Source organism: Streptacidiphilus sp. MAP5-3, from assembly GCF_041262505.1.
Lineage (GTDB): Bacteria > Actinomycetota > Actinomycetes > Streptomycetales > Streptomycetaceae > Streptacidiphilus.
On the sequence record NZ_JBGCCL010000001.1, the window covers coordinates 727,650 to 749,175 of the forward strand.

General features: G+C 71.0%; 19 protein-coding genes. 10 read left to right on the top strand and 9 right to left on the bottom strand.

The window, feature by feature from the left end; all coding sequences use genetic code 11:
- Positions 1-48 precede the first annotated feature (48 nt).
- Positions 49-1,278: an amidohydrolase family protein gene (locus ABH928_RS03235; protein ID WP_370061667.1), complete on the bottom strand. Its 1,230-nt coding sequence runs from the start codon at positions 1,276-1,278 to the stop codon at positions 49-51.
- A gap of 91 nt (positions 1,279-1,369) precedes the next feature.
- Between ABH928_RS03235 and ABH928_RS03240 the strand changes: the two genes are divergently transcribed.
- From ABH928_RS03240 to ABH928_RS03250, 3 genes are all read left to right on the top strand, one after another.
- Complete coding sequence (locus tag ABH928_RS03240) at positions 1,370-2,053, top strand: isochorismatase family protein (RefSeq protein ID WP_370061669.1); 684 nt, start codon at positions 1,370-1,372, stop codon at positions 2,051-2,053.
- Positions 2,050-3,639 (top strand): class I adenylate-forming enzyme family protein, encoded by a 1,590-nt coding sequence (locus ABH928_RS03245; RefSeq protein WP_370061671.1) that lies wholly within the window; start codon positions 2,050-2,052, stop codon positions 3,637-3,639. The genes ABH928_RS03240 and ABH928_RS03245 overlap by 4 nt, the downstream gene beginning before the upstream one ends.
- 180 nt (positions 3,640-3,819) lie before the next feature.
- Positions 3,820-4,914 carry an alpha/beta hydrolase gene (locus ABH928_RS03250; protein WP_370061673.1) on the top strand — a complete coding sequence of 365 codons (1,095 nt, stop codon included), beginning with the start codon at positions 3,820-3,822 and terminating at the stop codon, positions 4,912-4,914.
- A 14-nt stretch (positions 4,915-4,928) separates the two neighbouring features.
- On the opposite strand, the gene ABH928_RS03255 is transcribed toward ABH928_RS03250, so the two are convergent.
- The gene (locus ABH928_RS03255; RefSeq protein WP_370061675.1) at positions 4,929-7,076 is read right to left on the bottom strand and encodes a CDP-glycerol glycerophosphotransferase family protein; all 2,148 of its coding nucleotides are present in this window, start codon (positions 7,074-7,076) and stop codon (positions 4,929-4,931) included.
- Positions 7,077-7,217: 141 nt separating this feature from the next.
- Positions 7,218-7,574 carry an STAS domain-containing protein gene (locus ABH928_RS03260; RefSeq protein ID WP_370061677.1) on the bottom strand — a complete coding sequence of 119 codons (357 nt, stop codon included), beginning with the start codon at positions 7,572-7,574 and terminating at the stop codon, positions 7,218-7,220.
- A gap of 245 nt (positions 7,575-7,819) precedes the next feature.
- On the opposite strand from ABH928_RS03260, the gene ABH928_RS03265 reads away from it, so the two are divergent.
- From ABH928_RS03265 to ABH928_RS03275, 3 genes are all read left to right on the top strand, one after another.
- Positions 7,820-8,455 (top strand): sigma-70 family RNA polymerase sigma factor, encoded by a 636-nt coding sequence (locus ABH928_RS03265; protein WP_370061679.1) that lies wholly within the window; start codon positions 7,820-7,822, stop codon positions 8,453-8,455.
- Positions 8,452-9,618 (top strand): anti-sigma factor, encoded by a 1,167-nt coding sequence (locus ABH928_RS03270; RefSeq protein WP_370061681.1) that lies wholly within the window; start codon positions 8,452-8,454, stop codon positions 9,616-9,618. Before ABH928_RS03265 ends, ABH928_RS03270 begins: the two co-directional genes overlap by 4 nt.
- Before the next feature lie 120 nt (positions 9,619-9,738).
- The gene (locus tag ABH928_RS03275; RefSeq protein WP_370061683.1) at positions 9,739-10,212 is read left to right on the top strand and encodes a carboxymuconolactone decarboxylase family protein; all 474 of its coding nucleotides are present in this window, start codon (positions 9,739-9,741) and stop codon (positions 10,210-10,212) included.
- 37 nt (positions 10,213-10,249) lie between these two features.
- On the opposite strand, the gene purU is transcribed toward ABH928_RS03275, so the two are convergent.
- Both purU and ABH928_RS03285 read right to left on the bottom strand, forming a co-directional pair.
- The gene (gene purU / locus ABH928_RS03280; RefSeq protein WP_370061685.1) at positions 10,250-11,107 is read right to left on the bottom strand and encodes a formyltetrahydrofolate deformylase; all 858 of its coding nucleotides are present in this window, start codon (positions 11,105-11,107) and stop codon (positions 10,250-10,252) included.
- A gap of 72 nt (positions 11,108-11,179) precedes the next feature.
- Positions 11,180-11,629 carry a hypothetical protein gene (locus tag ABH928_RS03285; protein ID WP_370061901.1) on the bottom strand — a complete coding sequence of 150 codons (450 nt, stop codon included), beginning with the start codon at positions 11,627-11,629 and terminating at the stop codon, positions 11,180-11,182.
- A gap of 323 nt (positions 11,630-11,952) precedes the next feature.
- On the opposite strand from ABH928_RS03285, the gene ABH928_RS03290 reads away from it, so the two are divergent.
- The gene (locus ABH928_RS03290; protein ID WP_370061687.1) at positions 11,953-13,134 is read left to right on the top strand and encodes an ABC transporter substrate-binding protein; all 1,182 of its coding nucleotides are present in this window, start codon (positions 11,953-11,955) and stop codon (positions 13,132-13,134) included.
- A 45-nt stretch (positions 13,135-13,179) separates the two neighbouring features.
- Here the strand turns inward: ABH928_RS03290 and ABH928_RS03295 are convergent, their stop codons facing one another.
- Both ABH928_RS03295 and ABH928_RS03300 read right to left on the bottom strand, forming a co-directional pair.
- Complete coding sequence (locus ABH928_RS03295) at positions 13,180-14,181, bottom strand: hypothetical protein (protein WP_370061689.1); 1,002 nt, start codon at positions 14,179-14,181, stop codon at positions 13,180-13,182.
- Positions 14,182-14,359: 178 nt separating this feature from the next.
- Positions 14,360-15,739, bottom strand: a complete 1,380-nt coding sequence (locus ABH928_RS03300) for a transcriptional regulator (protein ID WP_370061691.1) — start codon at positions 15,737-15,739, stop codon at positions 14,360-14,362.
- Between the two features lie 336 nt (positions 15,740-16,075).
- Here ABH928_RS03300 and ABH928_RS03305 point away from each other — a divergent pair, with 336 nt between their 5' ends.
- Positions 16,076-16,789 carry a bifunctional DNA primase/polymerase gene (locus tag ABH928_RS03305; protein WP_370061693.1) on the top strand — a complete coding sequence of 238 codons (714 nt, stop codon included), beginning with the start codon at positions 16,076-16,078 and terminating at the stop codon, positions 16,787-16,789.
- Between the two features lie 480 nt (positions 16,790-17,269).
- On the opposite strand, the gene ABH928_RS03310 is transcribed toward ABH928_RS03305, so the two are convergent.
- The gene (locus ABH928_RS03310) at positions 17,270-17,956 is read right to left on the bottom strand and encodes a metal-dependent transcriptional regulator (RefSeq protein WP_370061695.1); all 687 of its coding nucleotides are present in this window, start codon (positions 17,954-17,956) and stop codon (positions 17,270-17,272) included.
- Between the two features lie 231 nt (positions 17,957-18,187).
- Here ABH928_RS03310 and ABH928_RS03315 point away from each other — a divergent pair, with 231 nt between their 5' ends.
- Positions 18,188-18,937, top strand: a complete 750-nt coding sequence (locus ABH928_RS03315; protein WP_370061697.1) for a sugar isomerase domain-containing protein — start codon at positions 18,188-18,190, stop codon at positions 18,935-18,937.
- A 44-nt stretch (positions 18,938-18,981) separates the two neighbouring features.
- On the opposite strand, the gene ABH928_RS03320 is transcribed toward ABH928_RS03315, so the two are convergent.
- Positions 18,982-20,373: a PAS domain-containing protein gene (locus ABH928_RS03320; RefSeq protein ID WP_370061699.1), complete on the bottom strand. Its 1,392-nt coding sequence runs from the start codon at positions 20,371-20,373 to the stop codon at positions 18,982-18,984.
- Positions 20,374-20,589: 216 nt separating this feature from the next.
- Between ABH928_RS03320 and ABH928_RS03325 the strand changes: the two genes are divergently transcribed.
- Positions 20,590-21,507, top strand: coding sequence for a DUF4231 domain-containing protein (locus ABH928_RS03325; protein WP_370061701.1), 918 nt, complete (start codon positions 20,590-20,592; stop codon positions 21,505-21,507).
- Positions 21,508-21,526: the final 19 nt, after the last annotated feature.

The following is a 21,526-nucleotide window of genomic DNA, read 5'->3' on the forward strand; positions in this document are numbered from 1 at the left end:
TCGGCGCGCCAACTAGGTGGGTGGCTTGTCGCGCAGTTCCCCGCGCCCCTAAAGAGCCCGTCCGTTGGCGTCGAGGTGCTTGTCCAGGTCCAGCCCCAGCATGCGGATCGCGTTGCCGCGCAAAACCTTGTACACAACCTCCGGCGCCAAGCCGGCCATGTGCTCCGCCGCGACGGCCTTCGTCTCCGGCCAGGTCGAGTCGACGTGCGGGTAGTCCGTCTCGAAGGTCACGTTGTCCACGCCCACCGTGTCCAGCGAGGCCACCCCGTGCCGGTCACGGAAGAAGCAGGCGAAGATCTGCCGGTAGTAGTACGTCGACGGCGGCTCGGGGATGACGTCCCGGACCCCGCCCCACGCGCGGTGCTCGCGCCAGACGTCGTCCGCCCGCTCCAGGGCGTAGGGGATCCAGCCCATCTGGCCCTCGCTGTACGCGAGCTTGAGCCTCGGGAACTTCACCAGCACGCCCGAGAAGAGGAAGTCCGTCATCGACGCCATCGCGTTGTTGAAGCTCAGCGTCGCCTGCACGGCCGGAGGCGCGTCCGGGGAGGCGGCCGGCATCTGCGAGGACGAGCCGATGTGCATGTTGACCACCGTGCCGGTCTCCTCGCAGACCGCGAAGAACGGGTCCCAGTAGCCGGAGTGGATCGACGGCAGGCCCAGATAGGTCGGGATCTCGCTGAAGGTCACCGCCCGCACGCCCCGCGCCGCGTTGCGCCGGATCTCGGCGACGGCCAACTCCACGTCCCAGAGCGGTATCAGGCACAGCGGGATCAGGCGGCCGCCGCTGTCGCCGCACCACTCCTCGACCATCCAGTCGTTGTAGGCGCGCACGCAGGCCAGCGCGACCTCCTTGTCCTTCGCCTCCGCGAAGGTCTGGCCGCAGAACCGGGGGAAGGTCGGGAAGCACAGGGACGCCTCGACGTGGTTGTTCTCCATGTCCTCGATGCGCGCCTTGGGGTCCCAGCAGCCGCGCCGCATCTGGTCGCGGGTGATGCCGTCCAGCGTCATCTCGTCGCGGCTGAAGCCGACGGCGGCGATGTTGCGCTTGTACGGGAACTGGAGGTCCTCGTAGATCCACCAGTCGGTCGGCGGTCCGTCGGGGTCCATGCTGATCCGGTACTTGCCGCCCACGTACTCCAGTTGACCGATCCCGGCGCGGAGCGGCTGCGGGCCGCGCTCGCGGTACTTGGCCGGCAGCCACGTGTCGAAGAGATGCGCCGGTTCGATCACGTGGTCGTCGACGCTCACCACCATCGGAAGTTCGGCGGAGTTATCCATGCGAGGCACCCTCTCCACAACCCTTTACCTGACGGTCCGTCAGATTCAGACTAATGACGGACAGCTGAAGCGGCAAGCGAGCGAGGACCGGATGGGTGTAAACGGAAAGAATCGGCTCGATCAGCTACTCGACCGACTGCTCGACCCGGCGCACACCGCCGTCATCACCTGCGAGTGCCAGCAGGGTGTGCTCGGCGAGGGGGCCGTCTTCCCGGCGCTGGCCGAGGCCGCCGCCAAGACCGGACTGGTGGAGCACGTCCGGCTACTCTGCGAGGCCGCCCGCCGGGCCCGCGTGCCCGTCGTCCACTGCACCGCCGAGCGCCGCGCGGACGGGTTGGGCGCCAACACCAACGCCCGGCTCTTCGCCGCCGCCGCGCGCACGCCCTTCGACCCGGCGCTGCACGCGGGCATCGGCGCGGATCCGGAGCGCGACCTGGTCCTCCCCCGGCTGCACGGCCTCGGTCCGTTCCAGGACACCGGGTTGGCGTCCGTGCTGCGCAATCTCGGGGCCACGACCGTCGTCGTCACCGGCGTCTCGGTCAACGTCGCGCTGCTGGAGCTGACCCTGGGCGCGGTCGACGCCGGACTGCAGGTGGTGATCCCGACCGACGCGGTCGCCGGGACCCCGCCCGAGTACGCGGAGGCCGTGCTGGCCAACACCCTCGCCCTCGTCGCCACCCTCACCGACACCGCCGGCGTGGCGGCCGTGCTCGCCGCCGGAGCTGCCGAAGCCGCCGGATCAGCCACAACAGCTGGAGCAAGGAGAGACTCGTGACCATCGCCGACGCCGGATCGCTGTGGGACCTGCTGGAACAACGCGTCGCGGCCACGCCGGACGCGCCGATGCTGATCCAGACCGCCGACGCCGCCGACACGGCCAACACCGCCGACCCCGCGGGCGAGCCGGACCGGCGGCTGACCTACCGTCAGGTGCGGGACCGCGCGGAGCGGATCGCGGCGGGACTGCGCGCCGAGTACGGGATCGAGGACGGCACGCCGGTGGCCTGGCAGTTGCCGACGCGGATCGAGACCGTGCTGGTCTCCCTCGCGCTGTCCCGGCTCGGCGCGGTGCAGACGCCGATCATCGCCATCTACCGGGGCGCGGAGGTCGGCCACATCCTCGGTGAGTCCGCCGCGCGGCTCTACCTCGTCCCCGGCGTCTGGCGCGGTTTCGACTACGTCAAGATGGCCGAGGAGCTGACCCGGGGCTGGGAACGGCCACCGGCCGTCCGCGTCCTGTACGACGACGCCGACCTGCCCGACGGCGACCCGGCCACCCTGCCGCCCGCGCCGCGCGCGGACCTCACCGACGCGCACGCGCCGGTGCGGTGGGTCTACTACACCTCCGGCATCACCTCCGCGCCCAAGGGCGCCCGGCACACCGACCGGACGCTGATCGCGGGCGGCAGCGGCTTCGCGCGGGCGCTGGACATGGGCCCGGACGACGTCGGCTCGATCGCCTTCCCCTACGCGCACATCGGCGGTCCCGACTACCTGGTCGCGCTGCTGGTGCACGGCTTCCCGGCGCTGCTGCTGGAGGTCTTCGCGCTGCCGGACGTGCTGCCCACGTACCGGCGCAACGGCGTGACCATGGCGGGCGGCAGCACCGCGTTCTACTCCGCGTTCCTGGCCGAGCAGCGCAGACTGCCGCCGGGCGAGCGGCTGATACCGACCCTGCGGATCATCTCCGGCGGCGGCGCGCCGATGCCGCCCGAGCTCTACCGGGAGGTCACCGAGGAGATGGGCGTCGTCCTCGCGCACGGCTACGGCATGACCGAGGCCCCCGCCATCACCATGGGCTCACCCCGGGACACCCCCGAGCAGCTGGCCCACACCGAGGGCCACCCGGTGCGCGGCTGCGAGGTCCGGGTCGTCGACGGCGAGATGTGGCTGCGCGGCCCGATGGTCTGCCGCGGCTACACGGACGCCGGACTCACCGCCGACGCGTTCACCGCCGACGGCTGGTTCCGTACGGGTGACCTGGGCCACGTCCGTCCCGACGGGCACGTCCGGCTGACCGGCAGGCTCAAGGACATCATCATCCGCAAGGGGGAGAACATCTCCGCCAAGGAGATCGAGGACCTGCTCTACCAGGACCCGCGCGTCGGCGACGTCGCCGTGATCGGCCTGCCGGACGCCGTGCGCGGCGAACGCGTCTGCGCGGTGGTGGAACGGAAGCCGGGCGTCGAACCGCCGACGCTGGCCGACGTGGCGGCGCGGCTACGGGCGGCGGGGCTCATGACGCAGAAGATCCCGGAGCAGCTGGAGGTCGTCGACGCGTTGCCGCGCAACGAGACACTGCGGAAGGTGCTGAAGCACCGGCTGCGGGACATGTTCGCCGCGCTGCCGTGGGAGGGGTAGTCGGGTGAGGGTAACCCCGCCGACCGACTGTTCGGGGTTCATCCGCGGGTATGAAGACGCTGTCAATCGGCTGAGTAGGCTCGAATGAGCTCGAAAAACGAGCGTGAAAAAGAGGTACACAGTCTGGTTCTCGCCCGGTAGTCGCACCAGGAGACGGCGGGAGTTTCCTGAAGGGTCGCGATGAGTCTCACCGGTACACCGTTCTTCGTGCTGACCGCCGTCCTCGTGGTCGTCGCCCTCGCCGCGCTGTTCGGGCTCTGGAACCGAATACCCGGCCCTGGCGCGGCCCGGCTGGCGGGCAGACTCGGGCTGGCGGTCCTCAGCCAGGTCACCGCCGTGGTCATGGTGCTGACCTACGTCAACAACAGCATGGGGCCGTTCTACGACAGCTGGAGCGACCTCTTCGGCGGCAGCACCACGGTCACCGACACCGCGCTCTCCGGGAACAGCGCCCACCACGGCGGCGACGGCGTCGCGCCCGGCGGCAAGCTGACCTTCACCTCCTACCTGCCCGGCGTCATGAAGACCCGCACGGTCGGCGCGACCTCCGGCATCGAGGGCAGCCTCTACGTCTGGCTGCCGCCGCAGTACAACGACCCGGCGTACGCGACCACCGACTTCCCGGTGGTGGAACTGCTCCCCGGCACGCCGGGCACGCCGCAGGCGTGGTTCGGGACGATGAAGGTCCAGGACGAGATGGCCAGGCTGATGGCCGCGGGCACGGTCAAGCCCATGATCATGGTCTCGGCCAAGCTGAACGTCCTCGGCGGCAACACCGACCCCGGCTGCGCGGACATCCCGGGCGTGGCCCGGACCGCGACCTGGCTCGCGCGCGACGTCCCCACGCTGATCCGGGACAACTTCCGTGCCGCGAAGTCACCCTCGCAGTGGGCGGTCATGGGTTACTCGGCGGGCGCGTACTGCGCGGTCAACCTGACGGTCCAGCACCCGGACGTCTTCGGCTCCGCGGTGAGCCTGTCGGGCTACAACACGCCCGAATCCCCCCTGGTAACGAACAACTTGGCGCTGAGCCGCGCCAACGACCCGCTGTTCCAGCTGAAGCAGGCGAAGAAGCAGCCGCCGGTGTCGTTCCTGATGGGAGGCAGCCTCCAGGACCAGGGCACGGTGCCTGCGGCGAAGGCGCTGCTCGCGGTGCTGCGGGACCCCGGCACGAGCCGTCTGGTCACCGTCCGCGAGGGCGGCCACACACCCACCGTCTGGCGGGAGATGCTGCCGGACGCACTGACGTGGCTTTCCGCACGGACCGCGGGCTGAAGGCGCAGAGGCTTCTACCTCACCGGGAAAACGCGCCGCACCACTCGTTCCGCCGCGCCGCCGTCCTCCAGCGCGCAGAACTTCGCGCGGAACGCGCTCCGCAGCTTCGCCGTCTCGCGTGTGTCCGCGCCGCCGCCCGCGCGGAGAAGCTCCGCCAACTCCTCCGGGGTCTCAGCGACCGCGCCGGGCGGCTCGGCCATCAGGTCGAAGTAGACGCCGCGGACGCGCTGGTACTCCTCCCAGTCCGGCGCGAAGACGACGATCGGGCGGTCCAGGACCGCGTAGTCGAACATGGTCGAGGAGTAGTCCGTGACCAGGATGTCCGCCGCCAGGTAGAGGTCCTCGACGACCGGGTGCGCCGAGACGTCCACCACCCCGACGTCGTCCGGCTGGAGGCCCGCGCCGTCGTAGAAGTAGTGCGCGCGCATCAGCAGCGTCGTGCGCGGGCCGAGGCTGCGGGCGAGGGTGACGATGTCGAGCGCGGGGACGAAGGTGTCCTGCTGCTCGCGGTGCGTGGGGGTGTAGAGGACGACGCGCTGCCCGGCGGGAATGCCCAACTTCTCACGCGCGGCGGCGATCTCCGCCGCGTCCGCGTTCGCCAGGCGGTCGTTGCGCGGGTAGCCCGTCTCCAGGACCTCGTAAGGACCCGGGTAGGCGCGACCGAAGGCGTCCGTCGCGAAGGGGCTCGGCGAGACCAGGTAGTCCCAGCGGCCGACGTGCTCCCGCAGCCGGTCCCAGTCCATGTCGCCCGCGGCCAGCGGACGCGACTTCAGGTCCAGGCCCAAGTACTTGAGCGGCGTGCCGTGTTGGGTCTGGACGTGCACCGAGCCGGACCGCTTGGCCATCGTGTGCGGGAAGTTGACGTTGTTGACCAGGTACTTGGCCGTCGCCATCAGCTTGAAGTAGCGCGGCGTGTTGGCCACGACGTAGGGGACGCCCGCCGGAAGTCCCTTGGCCTGGGCCGCAGTCTCGACCACCCAGACGCCCTTGACCTGCGGGGCGAGCTCGCGCATCGCCTCGTAGATCGCGGCCGGGTTGCAGGCGTAACCCCGGTACCAGTAGGCCGCGTAGACGGCGAGGTTCTCGTTGAGCGGGAGCCGCCGGTAGGTCTCGTAGAGGCCGCGACGGCCCGCGCCGCGTGCCGCCCGCTTCAGCGTGTTCGGCAGGGTGCGCGGCAGCGCGCGCAGCGGGCGCAGGCGCTGGTACGCGCCCCACGCGCCGCGGTCGACCAGCCGGTACTGCACGCCGCGCAGGCCCTTGGGGTAGGCGTAGCCCGCCGGTCGCCGGCGGTGGAAGTGCGCGACGGTGCGGCGGAAGAACTCCTCGCGCAGCCGCTCCGGGACCAGGCCGGGGGTGTCCAGCACGGTGACGGCCTGCTTGACCGTCCGGTCGAAGACGACGCGGCGCAGCTCGGCCGGGACCTCCGGGTGCCGCTCCAGGAACGCGAAGATCGCCTCGTACTGCGGGAACGCGTCCGCGTGCTTGGGCGAGGCGGTGTTGGTGATCGCCCCCGCGCGCTGGCGGCGGTAGAAGTAGAGGTCCTTGTCCAGGTAGCTGAGCTTCTGCGCGCCCAGCAGCAGCGGGTACGTGACCGAGATGTCCTCGTAGTAGCCGCCGCCGAAACGGACGTCCAGCGACGCCAGGTACTCGCGGCGGATCACCTTGTTCCAGACCGACATGATCATCTGCAGCAGGCCGGGCCGGTCGGCCAGGGTGAAGATCTCCGGCAGCGGCGGGTCGACCAGCAACCGGCGCCAGGTGTCCGGTTCGGTCGTCCCGTCCGGGTAGGTGCGGGCGAAGCCGGTGATCAGCACGTCCGGGCGGATCTCGGCGAGGCGCGCGGCGACCAGGTCCACCGCGCCGTCGGCCAGCCAGTCGTCGCTGTCCACGAACCAGACGTACTCGCCGGTGGCGTACTTGAGACCCACCTCACGTGCGCCGCCGAGACCGCGGTTGACGGCGAGGTGCCGCACGGTGAGGCGGGAGTCGCGGGCGGCGTAGGCGTCGAGGATCGCGCCGCTGCGGTCAGGCGAGCAGTCGTCGACGGCGATCACCTGCAACGACGGCAGGTCGGCGGAGAGGAGGGAGTCCAGGCAGCGCGGAAGGTAGTCGGCGACGCCGTACACGGGCAGCACGATGCTGAGGGAAACTCCGGTACTCACGGCTGGTGGGGCTCCTGGTCGTACGGCGGCGGTGCATGCGGGGCAACCCGATGCTAGTTCACCGCGCCTTCACGCAACTCCGGCCCAGGATCTCCGACGGCGCTCAGTCCCCACTCAAGAACGACCGCGCAGATCGGCCGCTCAGAACGGCCGCTCGTCCGAGACGGTGAACAGCCGCCGCACCCCGAGCGCCGCGAAGACCCGGTGCACCTGAGACGGCACCGTGCCGGACGCGAGGTCCACCCGCGGCATGACCAGCCGCAGTTCGCCGCCGCAGGAACGCATCAGCCGCCGCGCCGCGATCAGCACCCCGACACCGGTCGAGTCGCAGAAGCGGACGTCCGTGAGATCGACCACCAGCTTTCTCGACCCGGTCGCCACGGCCTCGCGCACCGCCTCACGGACCCGGCCTCCGGTGCCGAGGTCGAGATCGCCGGAAACGCTCAGCAGCACCCAGTCGTCCTGTTCGTACCGTTCCACGGTCACGTTCGTCGTCATCACGGTGCCACGACTCTCCGACTCTTCGGCTGTCCGACCGTCCGGGTTCCCCCCGCTACCAGGACATCACTGGTGGTGATGGTGGTTCAGCGTAGCCCTCGGTCCCTGACTCTGACACTGCGTGCCACCATGCGCGCACACTTGATTCTTCAAACATTCGGACGACCGGCACATCGCAGCGCTAGATTCGACCTGAGGAGTTCCCTGGCAGTTCCTGAACAGGTACCGACGGAGCGGTGGTGCTGATGACGAGTCCGGCGCCGATCCGTTGGGACCGGCAGATCCAACGGCGCCTCGCGCGCGGCGAGGAGTCCGCGCTTGGCGAGCTGTACGACCAGTTCGCGCCGCTCGTCCACGGACTCGCCAACCGCGTGCTGGGTGACCAGGCCGCCGCGGAGCAGATCACCAGGGACGTCTTCGCCCACGTCTGGGAGCAACCGGAGAGCTTCGATCCGGCCCAGGGCTCGATGCGTTCCTGGATCGGAACGCTGACCCACCGCCGCGCGGTCGAGCGCCTCCGCCGCGAGCACGCAGCCGCCGGAGAGCAGGACGGCGGCGTGGACGGCCCGTTGGAGCCGCCCAGCGTCGAGGAGGAGATCCTGGCCGCGGCCACGGCCGCCCGCGTGCAGTACGTCGTCGGCTCGCTGCCGCAGGCGCTGCGGGAGACGCTGCTGCTCACCTACTTCGGCGGGCGCACCTACGGCGAGGCGGCCACCGAGCTGGGCATCACGCCCGTCACCGCCAAGCACCGGATGCGGCTGGGCCTGCAACTGCTGGCCACCGCGCTGTCGACCGGGCCCACCGAACCGACGGAACCGACCAAGGCGACGGAGTCCACCGAGCCTACGGAGCCGACGGAGCCGACGGAGTCCACCCGATGAGCGGCCACGAGGCGCTGCGCAGCCTCCTCGGTGCCTGGGCCCTCGACGCTTGCCCGCCCGACGAGGCGCGACGACTCGAAGCACACCTCGCCGACTGCCTGTCCTGCACCGAGGAGGCGCACCGGCTGCGGGACGCCGCGGGCTGGCTCTCCTCCGACGAGCCGCTCGACCCGGACCCGGGCCTGCGCCGCCAGGTCATGGCCGGCTGCCTGGAGATACGCGACGCGGAGTTCCGCGTCCCCTCCTACGCCGACCCGTACGTCGCCGAGACGGCCCGCCTGGACGCGCTGCTGCGCGATCTGGGCGAGCTGGACTGGCTGGAGCAGGCTCAGCTCACCTGGCACGGTGGCTCCGAGCAGCGCCGCCCGGCCGAGGTGCTGTCCCATCTCGCCGCGGTGGACGGCGTCCTGGCCGACGCGCTGGGCCTGCCGGATCCGGTGGCCGCACCCGCGCCCGCACTCGCAGCCACACACGCATCCGCATCCGCACCCGCTTCCGCTTCCGAGGACAGCAAGGCGGGCGGACAGGTCGACGTCCTGGTCGCGCGGACCACGGTGCTGCGTGAGGCGCAGTCGCGGCGTCCGCCGGAGTCCGTCCGTGCGATGTGGCGTGCGCAGACGCGGGCCGTGGTGGAGACGGCGGCGCTGGCGGCCGAGGCCGACCCGGTGGTGGCGGAGGACGGCGTCGACTACGGCGCGTTCGAGCTGCCGGTGGCGGACTCGTTCCTGGACCGCGCCTTCGAGTGCTGGATCCACGCCGACGACATCGCGGAGGCGGTCGGCTACCCCTACCACCCGCCGCGCGGCGCGCACATGCGGCAACTCATCGGCCTGGCCGTACGGTTGCTGCCGCTGGCGATGTCCGCGCTGCGCGCGTCCGGCCAGGCGGTCTCGCCGGACCCGGCGCCGGGCGCGCAGCCGCGATGGGTGAAACTGATCGTCGAGGGCCGCGGCGAGGGCGAGTGGCTGGTCCCCCTCGACGCCCCCGGCTGGGTGCCCCCGGCCGACGCCGAACCGACCGCGACGCTGGCGATCGACGGCGTGGAGTTCTGCTTCCTCTGCGCGGCGCGCCGGGATCCGCACCGCGTCCCGGTCGGCATCAAGGGCGATTCGGCGGCAGCCCGCGACCTGCTCGCGGCGGCCCGCCTGCTGTCCCGCCCCTGACTGTGGCGTGCATCACACCTGTTCGGCACGTCACGCGTCACACTCCCCCGGGCCGCGGTGTCATCTCTGCGGAAGCGCCTCACGGCAGGCAGCAGGCAGCACGCATCCAAGGAGATCGACATGGACGCCCGACTCAACCTCTTCGGCACCGACGTCGCGCCCAAGTTCAGCAAGTACATCAACTCGGCGGGAAAGGTCATCACCGACTCGACCCTGCCCGCCGCCACCCAGGAGCTGGTGAAGATCCGGGCCAGCCAGATCAACGGCTGCGGCATGTGCCTGGACATGCACACCAAGGACGCGACGGCGGCGGGCGAGTCCGCCCAGCGACTCAACCTGGTCGCGGCCTGGCGTGAGGCCACGGTCTTCACCGAGGCCGAGAAGGCCGCACTGGAGCTGACCGAGGCGGGCACCCGCCTCGCCGACGCGCCCGGCGGCGTCCCGGACGAGGTGTGGGCGAACGCCGCCAAGCACTACGACGACGACCAACTGGCCGCACTGGTCGGCCTGATCGGGCTGATCAACCTGTACAACCGGCTCAACGTGATCGTCCGTCAGCCGGCCGGCAGCTACCAGCCGGGCCAGTGGAGCTGAGGCTCCGGACGCTGCGAGCGTTCCAGCTGCGGACGTTCTAGCGGAAGACCACGGTGCGGGAGCCGTTGAGCAGGACGCGGTGTTCCGCATGCCACTTCACGGCACGGGCCAGCGCCTGACACTCGGCGTCACGTCCCAGGGCGACCAGCTTCTGGGGCGTGACCTCGTGCGAGACCCGGACGACCTCCTGCTCGATGATCGGGCCCTCGTCCAGGGCCGCGGTCACGTAGTGGGCGGTCGCACCGATCAGCTTCACGCCGCGGGCGTGCGCCTGGTGATAGGGCTTGGCGCCCTTGAAGCTCGGCAGGAACGAGTGGTGGATGTTGATCGCCCGTCCGGTCAGCGCCTTGCACAGGTCGTCAGAGAGCACCTGCATGTAGCGGGCCAGCACGACCAGGTCCACGTGCTCCTCGTCGACGAGGCGCAGCAGTTCCGCCTCCGCCTGCGCCTTGGTGTCCGGGGTGACCGGGATGTGGTGGAACGGCACGCCGTAGGAGGCGGCCAGGTCCTCGAAGTCACGGTGGTTGGAGACCACGGCCGCGACCTCCACCGGCAGGGCGCCCGAACGGACCCGGAACAGCAGGTCGTTCAGGCAGTGCCCGAACTTGCTGACCAGCAGCAGCACCCGCATCTTCGCCTCGGCCTCGTGGATCTGCCAGTCCATGTGGAAGGCGTCACCCGTCGCCGCGAAGCTGGCGCGCAGCTTCTCCAGGTTCACCGGCGGCTCGGCGGAGAATTGGACCCGCATGAAGAAGAGCCCGCTGTCCGCGTCGCCGAACTGCTGACTGTCCACGATGTTGCAGCCCGTGAGGAACAGGTAGCTGGACACCGCGTGCACGATGCCCCGCTTGTCAGGGCAGGACAGGGTCAGGATGTACTGCTCGGCCTCAGCCACCGGACTGCTTCTCCTTACGCGACGAACCTGCGCCCAGGGTCCCACACCACGCGGGTGGACCCGTGCGGCGTCTCACCCTCCGGAGCGGGTCAGGGCGGCAAGCTGCGAGAGGGAGCGCGGCAGCGTGTCCGGGTCCTCCTCGTCGGCGAGGGCGAGCCGGACGTGCGCCTCGCGGCAGGCGCGGACGGCCTCGGGCCAGGCGTGGTGCTCCAGGTACGCGGTGACGGGCGCGTCGGAACCGATCTGGTGCAGGATGCGGAGCACCCGCAGCACCGCGGTGTCGACCAGCGCGGCCTCGGTGGAGTCGCGGAAGATCGTGCCGACGTACTTCTCGGCGGACCAGCGGTCCAGCCAGGTGTCCTCGACCAGGCGGTAGACGGCGTCGGTGACGTCTCCATAGCCCTCCCGGCCGACCGCCCAGCAGCCCTGCTGGAAACGCGGATCGCCGAGCATGTGCAGCGCTGAACGGACCCGAGCCCGCCAACGCCACCAGGGATTGTCAGTGAGCGGCATGCTGCCCATCCTCCTGGAGCGGGTGCCGGTTCGAGAAGGCCTCACCGGAGCTTCCTCGGAAGCCTCGACCGAAGTGTGACCCGAAGCCTGGACGGGAGCCTGTGCGCCTTGCATGGTGCCCGATCCTACGTTCTACGCGCGCAATCACTCCTTGTTCACATCGCGGTCACCTTGCGTTGGCGTCGATGCCGCTCCGGCGTCCGATTTGCCATCAAGGGTGACTTTCGACCGAAAAGCTTCGGCCGAAATGCCTTGCGCAGCCGTTGGGGAGAGGGCAGCACAGCATGATCACGAAGGGTTCCACACTAGCTCGACTAGGAACCGCCGTCTCCATGGCGGCAGTGCTGGGTGCAGGTCTGACGGGCTGCGGGGGGAACGCAAGCGCCGACGACGCCGTCACGGTGATGACCTGGGCCCCGATGGAAGGCCAGGCCGGCGCGGAACCGGGGGTACCCGCGATGGCCCAGGCCATCGCCGACTACGTCAACGCGAACGGCGGCATCCAGGGCCACCAGCTCCGCGTGGTCACCTGCGACGAACACAACACCGCGCAGGGCGCGCTGGCGTGTGCGGACCAGGCGGCGACCGAGGGCGCCGTCGCGGTGATCGGCTCGTCGAGCCAGTACGCGGAGCAGTTCATGCCGACCTTGGAGAACGCCGGCATCAGCTACATCGGCGGCTCGGGCGCGTCCACGGCGGAGTTCACCTCGCCGTACTCGTACCCGGTCAACGGCGGGTACCAGACCCTGCTGGTCGGCAACGGCGAGCAGTTGGCAGCGGCCGGCTGCCGCCGGGTCGCGATCGTGCGCCCGAACACGGCCGTCGGCGACACCATGTTCGACTACATCAACGACGGTCTCTCGTCCTCCCACCTGAGCGCGGTCGACGTACCCGCCAACCCCGGCCAGACCAACTACCGTGCGCAGGTCCAGGCGGCGATCGGCGACGACCACGACGGGGACTGCGTGACCAGCGCGCTGGACGCGGCCTCCACCCAGACCTTCTACGACAGCTGGCGCCAGGCGGCCCCCTCGCACGCCCGGCTCTCGGCGCTGATCGGCAGCTTCCAGCAGTCCCTCATCGACAACCTCGGCGGCGCCTCCGGCCCCCTCGAGGGCGCGCTGGCGACGGGCTGGTACCCGCCCGACGGCAGTCCGGTCTGGAACTCGCTGCACGCGGTGATCCAGAAGTACGCCTTCACCAACGACAGCATCAGCTCGGCGGACCCGGCGATCGAGACGACCTGGATCGCCTACGAGGTCTTCGGCAAGGTCGCCGCGACGATCAGCGGCCCGATCACGGCTCAGAGCGTCCACGCCGCGTTCGACGCCACCGGCCCGGTCTCGACGGACGGCGCGACGCCGCCACTGTCGTGGCAGAGCGCCAACCTCATCGCCCTCCAGTCCGCGCCGCGCACGGTCAACACGGAGGTGAGCTTCCAGCAGGTCGTCAACGGCGAACTCGCCGAAACCCACCAGGGCCTCGTCAACGTCGCCGACCAACTCACCCGCTGAGCGCGCCGCCTTCCCGCAACCCGGACGAGGCGCACAAGGGTCAGGTCAGAGCTGTTCTGTGGTCCGGGTCGGGAGACCTTGCGCGGAGGCGATCGGGTTCCACAGGCTCGCGGCGCGGTCCTTCGCCTGGGTGGCGTTGACGCTTGCCGTGTCGCCCAGGTTCTTCTCGCCGCCCGGGTGCGGGCGGTGCTTCTTCTGGCAGTTGCCGGCAGACTGCCCCGCCCACGCGGCGTAGTGCGCGTCGGCCTCCTTGGAGGCCTCCCACCCGGTGCGCAGCGCCTGGACCAACTGCCCGCCCTGCGGCAGCTGACTCGCGTTCAGCGCGGCCAGCTGTTGCACCAACTGCCCACGCGCCTGCGCGGCCTGACTCAGAGCCTGCTGCGCGGCAGGCAGCGCCTGGCAGCCCTCGATGTCGCTGACCGCGCCGATCACCGCGGAGCGGTCGTTCGCGGCGGAGGCCAGCAACCCGCTGAGCGCCCGTGCCTGGGAGGCCTCCGTGGCCCCGCCGATCGACGCCGGGTTCGCCGTCTTCATCGTGGCGGCTCCGCCCGCCTGCTCAGCCGCCTGGGGCGAGCCGCTGCTCAGCATCGCGCCCAGGCCGATACCGGCCACGGCGCACGCCGCGACCACGCCGATGGCGATGGTCCGCAAGGACGGCCCGCTGCGCTGCGGCCCGTCGTCGTACCCGTCGTAGCCGTTGTGACTGTCGTAGCCGCCGTTGCCGCCGTTGTACGGGTCGTACTCGTTGGTGCCGCCGTGACCGCCGTACCCACCCTGGCCGTTGGTCTCGTAACCGCTGTGACCGCCGTAGCCGCCACCGGTGTTGTAGTCGTTGGTGTAGTCGTTGCGGTACTCGTTGGAAGCGCCGTAGCCGCCGCCGTAACCGCCCCCCTGCGCCGGCGGCAGGAACTGCGTCGCCGCGGCTCCGTTCCCGGACGGAGGCCCCTGCTGCTGGAACTGCGTCGGCTGCTCGGCGTAGTGCGCCTCTTCCGGACGGAAGAGGTCGTCCGGAGTGAGCTCGCCGGGGTTGGGTCGACGATGGTTCACGCGTTTCCTCACCTTTGACCGAGCTCGCCCAGTCGCGCTCGGGCTCCGCTCACAACGCGCACCACGCTACCCGTTCCCCCCGACGGGTGACCATCCTGGGTGATACCGGTTGTGCACCAAAGGCCCGATACCGCCGGGCCCGACAGCGCCGGGCCCGGTGCCCCACCTGCCTGGCGCCCTACGCCGCGACCTCCGCCAACGCCCGGGCCTGGAACTCCTGCACCGCACGCTGGTTGCGGAACGGCTCCAGCTTGCGTCGGAAGTCGTCCAGGTACTCCGCACCGCGCGCCGACCGCAGCCCGGACATCAACTCGACCGCCCGCGCGCCCGTCTCGCACGCCTCGTCGACCGCGCGCAGCTGCAACTGCGCGGTGGCGAGCAGGACCAGGTCCACGGCGCGGCGGCGGACCCGCGTCTCGGGGTGGCCGCGCAGCGCCTCCTGGGCCTGGCGGGCGCTCTGCCGTGGCTGGTCCAGGTCGCGGTGGCAGTGGGCGAGTTCGTCGGCGAGGTACGCGCCGTCGAAGTGACCGATCCAGCCCGGGTCCTCCTCCGGACGGCTGTGCTCCAGCGCCTGCATCGCCCGCCCGGCGGCCATGTCACAGGAACGGCTGTCACCGAGCAGCGCGTGACCGCGCGCCTCCGCCGCGTAGAACATGGCCATCGCCGTCGGCGTGGCAGAGCCCCGGGCGCCCTCCTGCGCGGCGCGGGCGAGCTGGGTGATCTCCCGCGGATTCCCCAGGGCGGCGGCCAGGTGACTCATCGACGAGGCGAGCACGTAACCGCCGTACGCGCGGTCCCCGGCGGCCTGGGCCAGGCGCAGCGCCTGGATGTAGTAGCGCTGGGCCAGCCCCGCCTGGCCGGTGTCGATGGCCATGTAGCCGGCCAGCTCGGTCAACCGGGCCACCGCGGCGAAGAGCTGACGCCCCGTCTCCTCCCGGTAGGAACCCGCGAGCAGGCCGGAGACCACGGAGTTGAGGTAGTGCACCACGACCGGCCGCACATGGCCGCTGCCGAAGCGGTGGTCGAGGTCGACCAGCATCTGCGTGGTCGCCCGGACGGCCTCGACGTCGGCCGGACCGACGCGCGGCCCCCCGGCACGCGCAACAGCCACGTCCGGCGCGGTGATCAGCCAGTCCCGACTGGGCTCGACCAGTGCGGACGAGGCCACGGACGCCCCCGCCAGGAAGTCCCGCCGCCCGATGTCGCTGCGCCACAGCTCGCAGACCTGCTCGACCGCCCCGACCAGGTTCGGCGCGAAGTGCAGCCCGATGCTGGAGGAGAGGCTCTTGCCGTCGGCCATCCCGATGTCCTCGACCGTCACCGGCCGACCGAGCTTGCGGCCGATCGCCTCGGCGATCACCGCCGGGGCCTGCCCGCGCGGCTGTTGACCGCGCAGCCAGCGCGCCACGGACGTCTTGTCGTAGCGCAGGTCGAGGGTGTGCTCGGCACCGCAGAGGTTCACCCGGCGGGCCAGGCCGGCGTTCGAGCAGCCCGCCTCCTGGATCAGGGCCTGGAGCCGTTCGTTGGGTTGTCGTGCGACGAGCGGTCTGGCGGCCATGGAAGTCACTGCCTCCCCTATGAGGTCGGACCCTTTCGGACCGTGGGAATTCGGGACCTTTGAGGTCGGAGGTTGCAGGACAGGAGCATTCCCCCGATCCCGTCGGGTGATGCGTCACGGAGTGCCAACAGCGGGTAACCGCTTCGGAATGGCTGGGAACGACTGGCTAGTGGTCGGGAACATCCGTCAGCGTAGCGAAGCCCGACAGCCCCCATACCCGCTTACGGGACCGGACCGGGCGTGCGCCCCCTCGCGTGCAACCGCGCGCCCCGCGTGTCGCTTCCCGGATGGCCGAGTTTGCCGATCAGGCCGTAACCCCTGCTGCCGGGGCGAGTTGTGCAGCACGTGGAAGACACCCTGGGAGCCACTCGACAGGACGAGCGCACGGAAACCGGCAGGGGTTCCGCGCGTGACTCGCTGTTGACGGCGGCAGTCACGTACGCGGAGGAGCGGCACTGGGAGGTCTCCCCCGGTGCCTGGCTGATCGAGGACGACGGCCCACCGCACTGCTCCTGCGGTGACCTCGCCTGCCCGATGCCCGGGGCACACCCGGCCACCCGTGACTGGACCCGTCGTTCGAGCTCCGGCCCCGGCGTGGTCCGGCGCTGGTGGACGGAGAACCCGGCCGCGTCGATCCTGCTGCCGACCGGCCGCTCGTTCGACGCGATCGACGTCCCGGAGGTCGCGGGCTGCCTGGCGCTGGCCCGGATGGAGCGGATGGGCCTGCAGCTCGGCCCCGTGCTGGCGATGCCGGGCGGTCCCGGGCGGGGCCGACGGCTGGTCTTCCTGGTGCTCCCCGGCGCGCTCCCCAAGCTGCCGGAGATGCTCCGCCGCCTCGGCTGGGGCGCGGGCCGGCTCGACCTGGTCGGCCACGGCGAGGGCGGCTGGGTGGTCGCCCCGCCCACCCGGATCGGCGGCTTCGGATACGCGCAGTGGGCCCGCGAGCCCACCACGCTGAACCGCTGGCTGCCCGAGGCGGCCGAGGTCATCAACCCCATCGCTTACGCCTGCGGCCGAGAGGCGCCGCTGCCCGCAGACGCGGGGCAGTAGCACAAGCCCGGCAATCCCCTGTGCCCCCGAGTCCCGTGGTGACGATGCCCGCGGTCGACCGGGGGCACAGTCACGTTCTCGTTCTGGGGTAACGGGGAATCTACCCACGCGGGAGAGTGGAAAAGCCCCACGATCAGGTGAACGGGCTCAAGGATTGGCGGGAGTTGCCGAGGGGATCTATCTGGACGTAACGGTCCGGACGAGAGCGCCAGCGCGTTCCACGCACAGGAGAGGAGTCACCGCTTCGTCAGAAGGTGCCCGGAGGGGAAGCCGGGCCCGGCGGGGGAAGCGGGAGGGGAGCAGGGGAGGATCGGGAGGGATCGGGGGATCACGAAGGGCCTCGGCGCTCGGGGAAAGTCAGCCGAGGCCCTTCGTCTTCAGTTGCACTGCTTGGTTCAGTCGCGCTGCGTGGTTCAGTCGCGTTGCGTGGTTCAGTCTCGCTGTCCCCTGACGTTTGGAGCGTCCCGGAGTGCGAAACGCTCAGGCGCGGGCGACGAAGACGTGGGCCGCGATGTCCTTGCGGAGCTCCGCCGCCTCACCGCCGCTGCCGACGAGGACGCCGCCCGTGGACTCCGTGATGTTGACGACCGCGCCCGGCTGCACACCCGCCCGCCGCAGGGTGTACATCAGCTGCGCGTCCGTCTGGATCGGCTCGCCGATGCGGCGGACGATGACCGCTCGGCCGTCGGCCCCCGGCATCAGCTCGTCGAGGGTGACGAGCGTCTCGCCCTCGTCCGCCGGGGTCTCGCCCAGCTCCTCCAGGCCCGGGATCGGGTTGCCGTAGGGCGACTCCGTCGGGTGCCGGAGCAGCTCGAGGACGCGGCGTTCCACGGCCTCGCTCATCACGTGCTCCCACCGGCACGCCTCCGCGTGCACCTGCTCCCACTCCAGGCCGACGACGTCGACCAGCAGGCACTCCGCGATGCGGTGTTTCCGCATCACGCGGGTGGCGAGCTTGCGGCCCTCGGCTGTGAGTTCCAGGTGGCGGTCGTCGGCGACGGTCAGCAGACCGTCGCGCTCCATCCGGGCGACGGTCTGGCTGACCGTGGGCCCGCTCTGCTCCAGGCGCTCCGCGATACGGGCGCGCATGGGGACCACGCCCTCCTCCTCGAGCTCGAAGATGGTCCGCAAGTACATCTCTGTGGTGTCGATCAGGTGGCCTGACATCGGACTGCGGGCTCCGTTCCTCGGATGTGCTCCGGTCGCGCTCCGGTGCACCTCAATTCTTACGCATGCCGCCGACAATCAACGCCGCGCCGACAACGGACGACGACAGACGAGGACGGAAGCCGACGGACGGCAGTGTTGACAGGGCCCGACCCGGCCCGTCACCGTGCGAGTCACCACCTGAATGTCACCACCCGCACCCACTCACCTACGCAGGGGAGCCAGCAGCTGATGAGCGATCTCGCCGGTCAGTACCTCGACGCCGCCATCGCCCACCTCCAGCGGATCAAGGACGAGGAGACGTCGGGCGTCGAGGCCGCCGCCGACGCCCTCGCCCGGACCGTCAAGGAGGGCGGCCGGATCTTCACCTTCGGCGCCGGACACTCCTCCCTCCCGGCCCAGGACGTCGTCTACCGCGCCGGCGGACTGGTGCTGATGAACCTGCTCACCGTGCCCGGGGTGATCGGCGTCGACGTGATGCCCGCGCATCTGGGCAGCGCGCTGGAGCGGGTGCCCGGCCTGGCCACCGCCACCCTGGACGCGGGCCCAGCCCGCGCGGGCGACCTGCTCTTCGTGATCTCGCTCTCCGGCCGCCAGGTGATGCCGGTGGAGCTGGCCCGTCACGCACGCGAACGCGGGCTGACCGTGGTCGGCGTCACCTCGCTCGCCTACCCGGCTGCGGTCTCCTCACAGCACCCCGACGGCCTCTATCTCAAGGACGTCTGCGACATCGTGCTGGACAGTAAGATCGCGGTCGGCGACGGCGAGTTGACCGTCGCGGGCGCGGAGACCACCTTCGGGCCCGTGTCGACGCTGACGACGGTCGCGCTGATGCAGTCCGTCGTCGCCGTCGCGGTGGGCAAGCTCGCCGCCGAGGGGATCACCCCGCCGCTCTTCCGCTCCGGCAACGTCGACGGCGGCACCGACTGGAACGCCAAGCTGATGGCCGAGCACCGCGACCGCATCTTCTACGCGTTCTGACCGGTTCTAGCGGTTCTTGCCGGTTCTAGCGGTTCTTGCCGGTTCTACCGGTTCTGACCGGCTTGTCCTGACAGGTCGACCGCCGCGGCCACACGCGCCGCGACGTCCTCGGCGAAGTCGCAGTCGGCGCGGTCGAACCGGGGCCGTCCCGGGCCACGGAGGAAGGTGAGCACGCCGAGGCTGCGGCCCCGGCTCCGCAACGGCGTGCAGAGCCCGTGCAGGGTCCCGGCGGGCCAGCGGCGCAGCTCCGCCCAGTCGCCGGGACCGGGCGACACCGCAGTCAGCCCGGCGATCGGGCCGGGCGCGCCGCTGTCCGACACGGTGACCGTGCCGGAGCGCTCCAGCGCGCGCAGTGCGGGATGGACCTCGCCGTAGCGGGCCGGCAGGCCGGTCGGGGTGAGCCCGTCGCCGAGCGCCAGCCCGCCCAGCGGGGAGGCGGCGACGCGGACCAGCGCGTCGCCGCGCACCACGTCCAGCAGCGCGTGGTCGGCGAACCCGGCCAGCACGAAGTCGAGGTAGCCCGCCGCCGCGTCCAGGCCGTCGGTGCACTCCGCCGCTGCCAGCCCGGCGCGGCGGAGCTGGTTGGTCCGGAAGCGCAGCACCGAGGCCTCCTGCTCGGCCTGCTCGTGCAGCGTGACGTCCTCGAAGAGCCAGACCACCCCGAGCGGCACCGGCTCCTCGCCCAGCGGCGAGGCGAGCCGCACGAACTCGCTGCGCAGACACCGGCGTCGGCCGGGATCGGCGCGCAGGGTGACCCACAGCTTGACTCCGCTGACGGACTTGCCGGTGGCGAGCGTCCGCTGCAGCGCCGCCTCCAGCTCAGGGACGCCCTCCTGCAGCACCTCCCCCAGCGGGCGGCCGAGCAGGGCCGATCGCTCGCAGTCGAGCCAACGAGCCGCCGCATCCCCGACGGTGGCGGGACGCAGGTCCGCGTCGACCAGTACGACGCCGGTCTGCGCCTCGTCGAGCAGGGAGTGCGCCAAGCCGAGCGACCGCTCCATCTCGATCTGCGCGCAGGCCTCGGAGAAGGCGAAGTAGTGGCAGAGGGTCCGGCCGGTCGCCGTGCGGACCGAGCTCACCTGGGCGCGGACCAGGATCCGGCGGCCGTCCCTGGTCAGCAGCGGGAACTCGTGCAGCACCCGGACGCCCTCCGGCGCGCCCTGCAGGTCGGCGCGCACCGCCTCGGCATCGGCCGGACGCACCGCCCAGCCCTCCAGCCCGCGTCGGCCCACCGCCTCGGCCGCGCTCCACCCGAGCAGCCGGGCGGCCTCACGGTTCCAGTGCGTCACCACACCGTCCGCGTCCAGCGCGGCGAGGCCGACCTCCATGCCCTCCAGCAGCGCGCCGAGCAGCCGGTGGTCGGTACGTCCGTCGCCGCGTTCGTGGGTACATTCGTCGCCGCGTTCGTCGGCACGTTCGTCGTCATCAGTGTGCACGGTGGGCGCACCTCCCCCTGCAGGCATGTCCATTCAACTCGCCTGCTCCGCCTCGTACACCCGGTTCAGCAAAAGTGTTGACGGACCGTCGTCTTCCGGTCGTTGATGGTGTGCGGACGTGTGCTGAGCAAGTGCGCTGGGCAAGGTGACACGTATTCAGCACGTTCCTGATGCAGCACGTTCCGAGCGTCTGGGCGAAGGGGAGGGGGAGTCGCCATGGTCCAGATCTCTGCACCGGGTTTCCGGGAGAAGCAGCTGATACCGGAGCCCTACTGGACCGCCGACCGCGTCTCGGTGACCGAGCAGCGCAAGGCGACGCACTGGTACAGCGGACAGATACTCGCGCTGTTGGCGGCCTCGTTACTGGGCATCCCGGACTGGCATGCGGGCTCGATCGACCTCTCCCCCATGCTGTCCATCGCGGCGTTCCTGGTCGCCGGCTACTACTGGGACCGGCTGCGCGCGGAGACGCCGCAGTCGGTCTGGTTCGAGAGCCGTGCCGCCGCCGAGGCGATCAAGGGCCTGGTCTGGCGTTACGTCGTCCGGGCCCGGCCCTTCGAGGGACCGGCCGAGAGCGAGGAGGCGGACGAGCAGTTCCTCGACCGGCTCAGCGAGGTCTTCGAGACCTACCGCAGCGTGGGCGTGATCCCCAAGAACACCCAACCGGCCATCACCAGCGAGATGCGGCGCCTCCGCGCCGGGTCGCTGGTCACCCGCCGCGAGCTCTACCTGCAGGAGCGGCTGCGCGCCCAACGCGTGTGGTACCTCGGCAAGGCGGACGCCTTCGACAACAAGAGCACCTTCTGGTCGCTGATGACCCTGGTGGCGATCGTCTTCGGCCTCACGGCGGCCGGTCTGCAGACGGCGGGCGCGGTGCACACCCACGTCCTCGGCACCCTGGCCACGGCGGGCGCGGCGATCACCGCCTGGACGCAGCTCAAGCAGTTCCGGCCGCTGGCCGCCGCGTACCGGCTGGTGGCAAAGGAGTTGGAGCAGGTGGAGATCCAGCTGGAAAGGCTGAACCCCGCCGAACCCGACGCGGAGGAGCTGTGGTCGCGGCTGAGCCGCGAGTCCGAGTCCACGCTCGCCAAGGAACAGGCGGTGTGGCGGTCCCGCAGCGACCGGAGGATCTGACCCGCACGAACCCGCATGA

Bases quoted from the DNA above. Each gene is read 5' to 3' on its own strand.
- ABH928_RS03235 (WP_370061667.1), bottom strand. From the start codon at position 1,278: ATGGATAACTCCGCCGAACTTCCGATGGTGGTGAGCGTCGACGACCAC.
- ABH928_RS03240 (WP_370061669.1), top strand. From the start codon at position 1,370: ATGGGTGTAAACGGAAAGAATCGGCTCGATCAGCTACTCGACCGACTG.
- ABH928_RS03250 (WP_370061673.1), top strand. From the start codon at position 3,820: ATGAGTCTCACCGGTACACCGTTCTTCGTGCTGACCGCCGTCCTCGTG.
- ABH928_RS03260 (WP_370061677.1), bottom strand. From the start codon at position 7,574: ATGACGACGAACGTGACCGTGGAACGGTACGAACAGGACGACTGGGTG.
- ABH928_RS03265 (WP_370061679.1), top strand. From the start codon at position 7,820: ATGACGAGTCCGGCGCCGATCCGTTGGGACCGGCAGATCCAACGGCGC.
- ABH928_RS03270 (WP_370061681.1), top strand. From the start codon at position 8,452: ATGAGCGGCCACGAGGCGCTGCGCAGCCTCCTCGGTGCCTGGGCCCTC.
- ABH928_RS03275 (WP_370061683.1), top strand. From the start codon at position 9,739: ATGGACGCCCGACTCAACCTCTTCGGCACCGACGTCGCGCCCAAGTTC.
- ABH928_RS03285 (WP_370061901.1), bottom strand. From the start codon at position 11,629: ATGGGCAGCATGCCGCTCACTGACAATCCCTGGTGGCGTTGGCGGGCT.
- ABH928_RS03290 (WP_370061687.1), top strand. From the start codon at position 11,953: ATGGCGGCAGTGCTGGGTGCAGGTCTGACGGGCTGCGGGGGGAACGCA.
- ABH928_RS03300 (WP_370061691.1), bottom strand. From the start codon at position 15,739: ATGGCCGCCAGACCGCTCGTCGCACGACAACCCAACGAACGGCTCCAG.
- ABH928_RS03310 (WP_370061695.1), bottom strand. From the start codon at position 17,956: ATGTCAGGCCACCTGATCGACACCACAGAGATGTACTTGCGGACCATC.
- ABH928_RS03315 (WP_370061697.1), top strand. From the start codon at position 18,188: ATGAGCGATCTCGCCGGTCAGTACCTCGACGCCGCCATCGCCCACCTC.
- ABH928_RS03325 (WP_370061701.1), top strand. From the start codon at position 20,590: ATGGTCCAGATCTCTGCACCGGGTTTCCGGGAGAAGCAGCTGATACCG.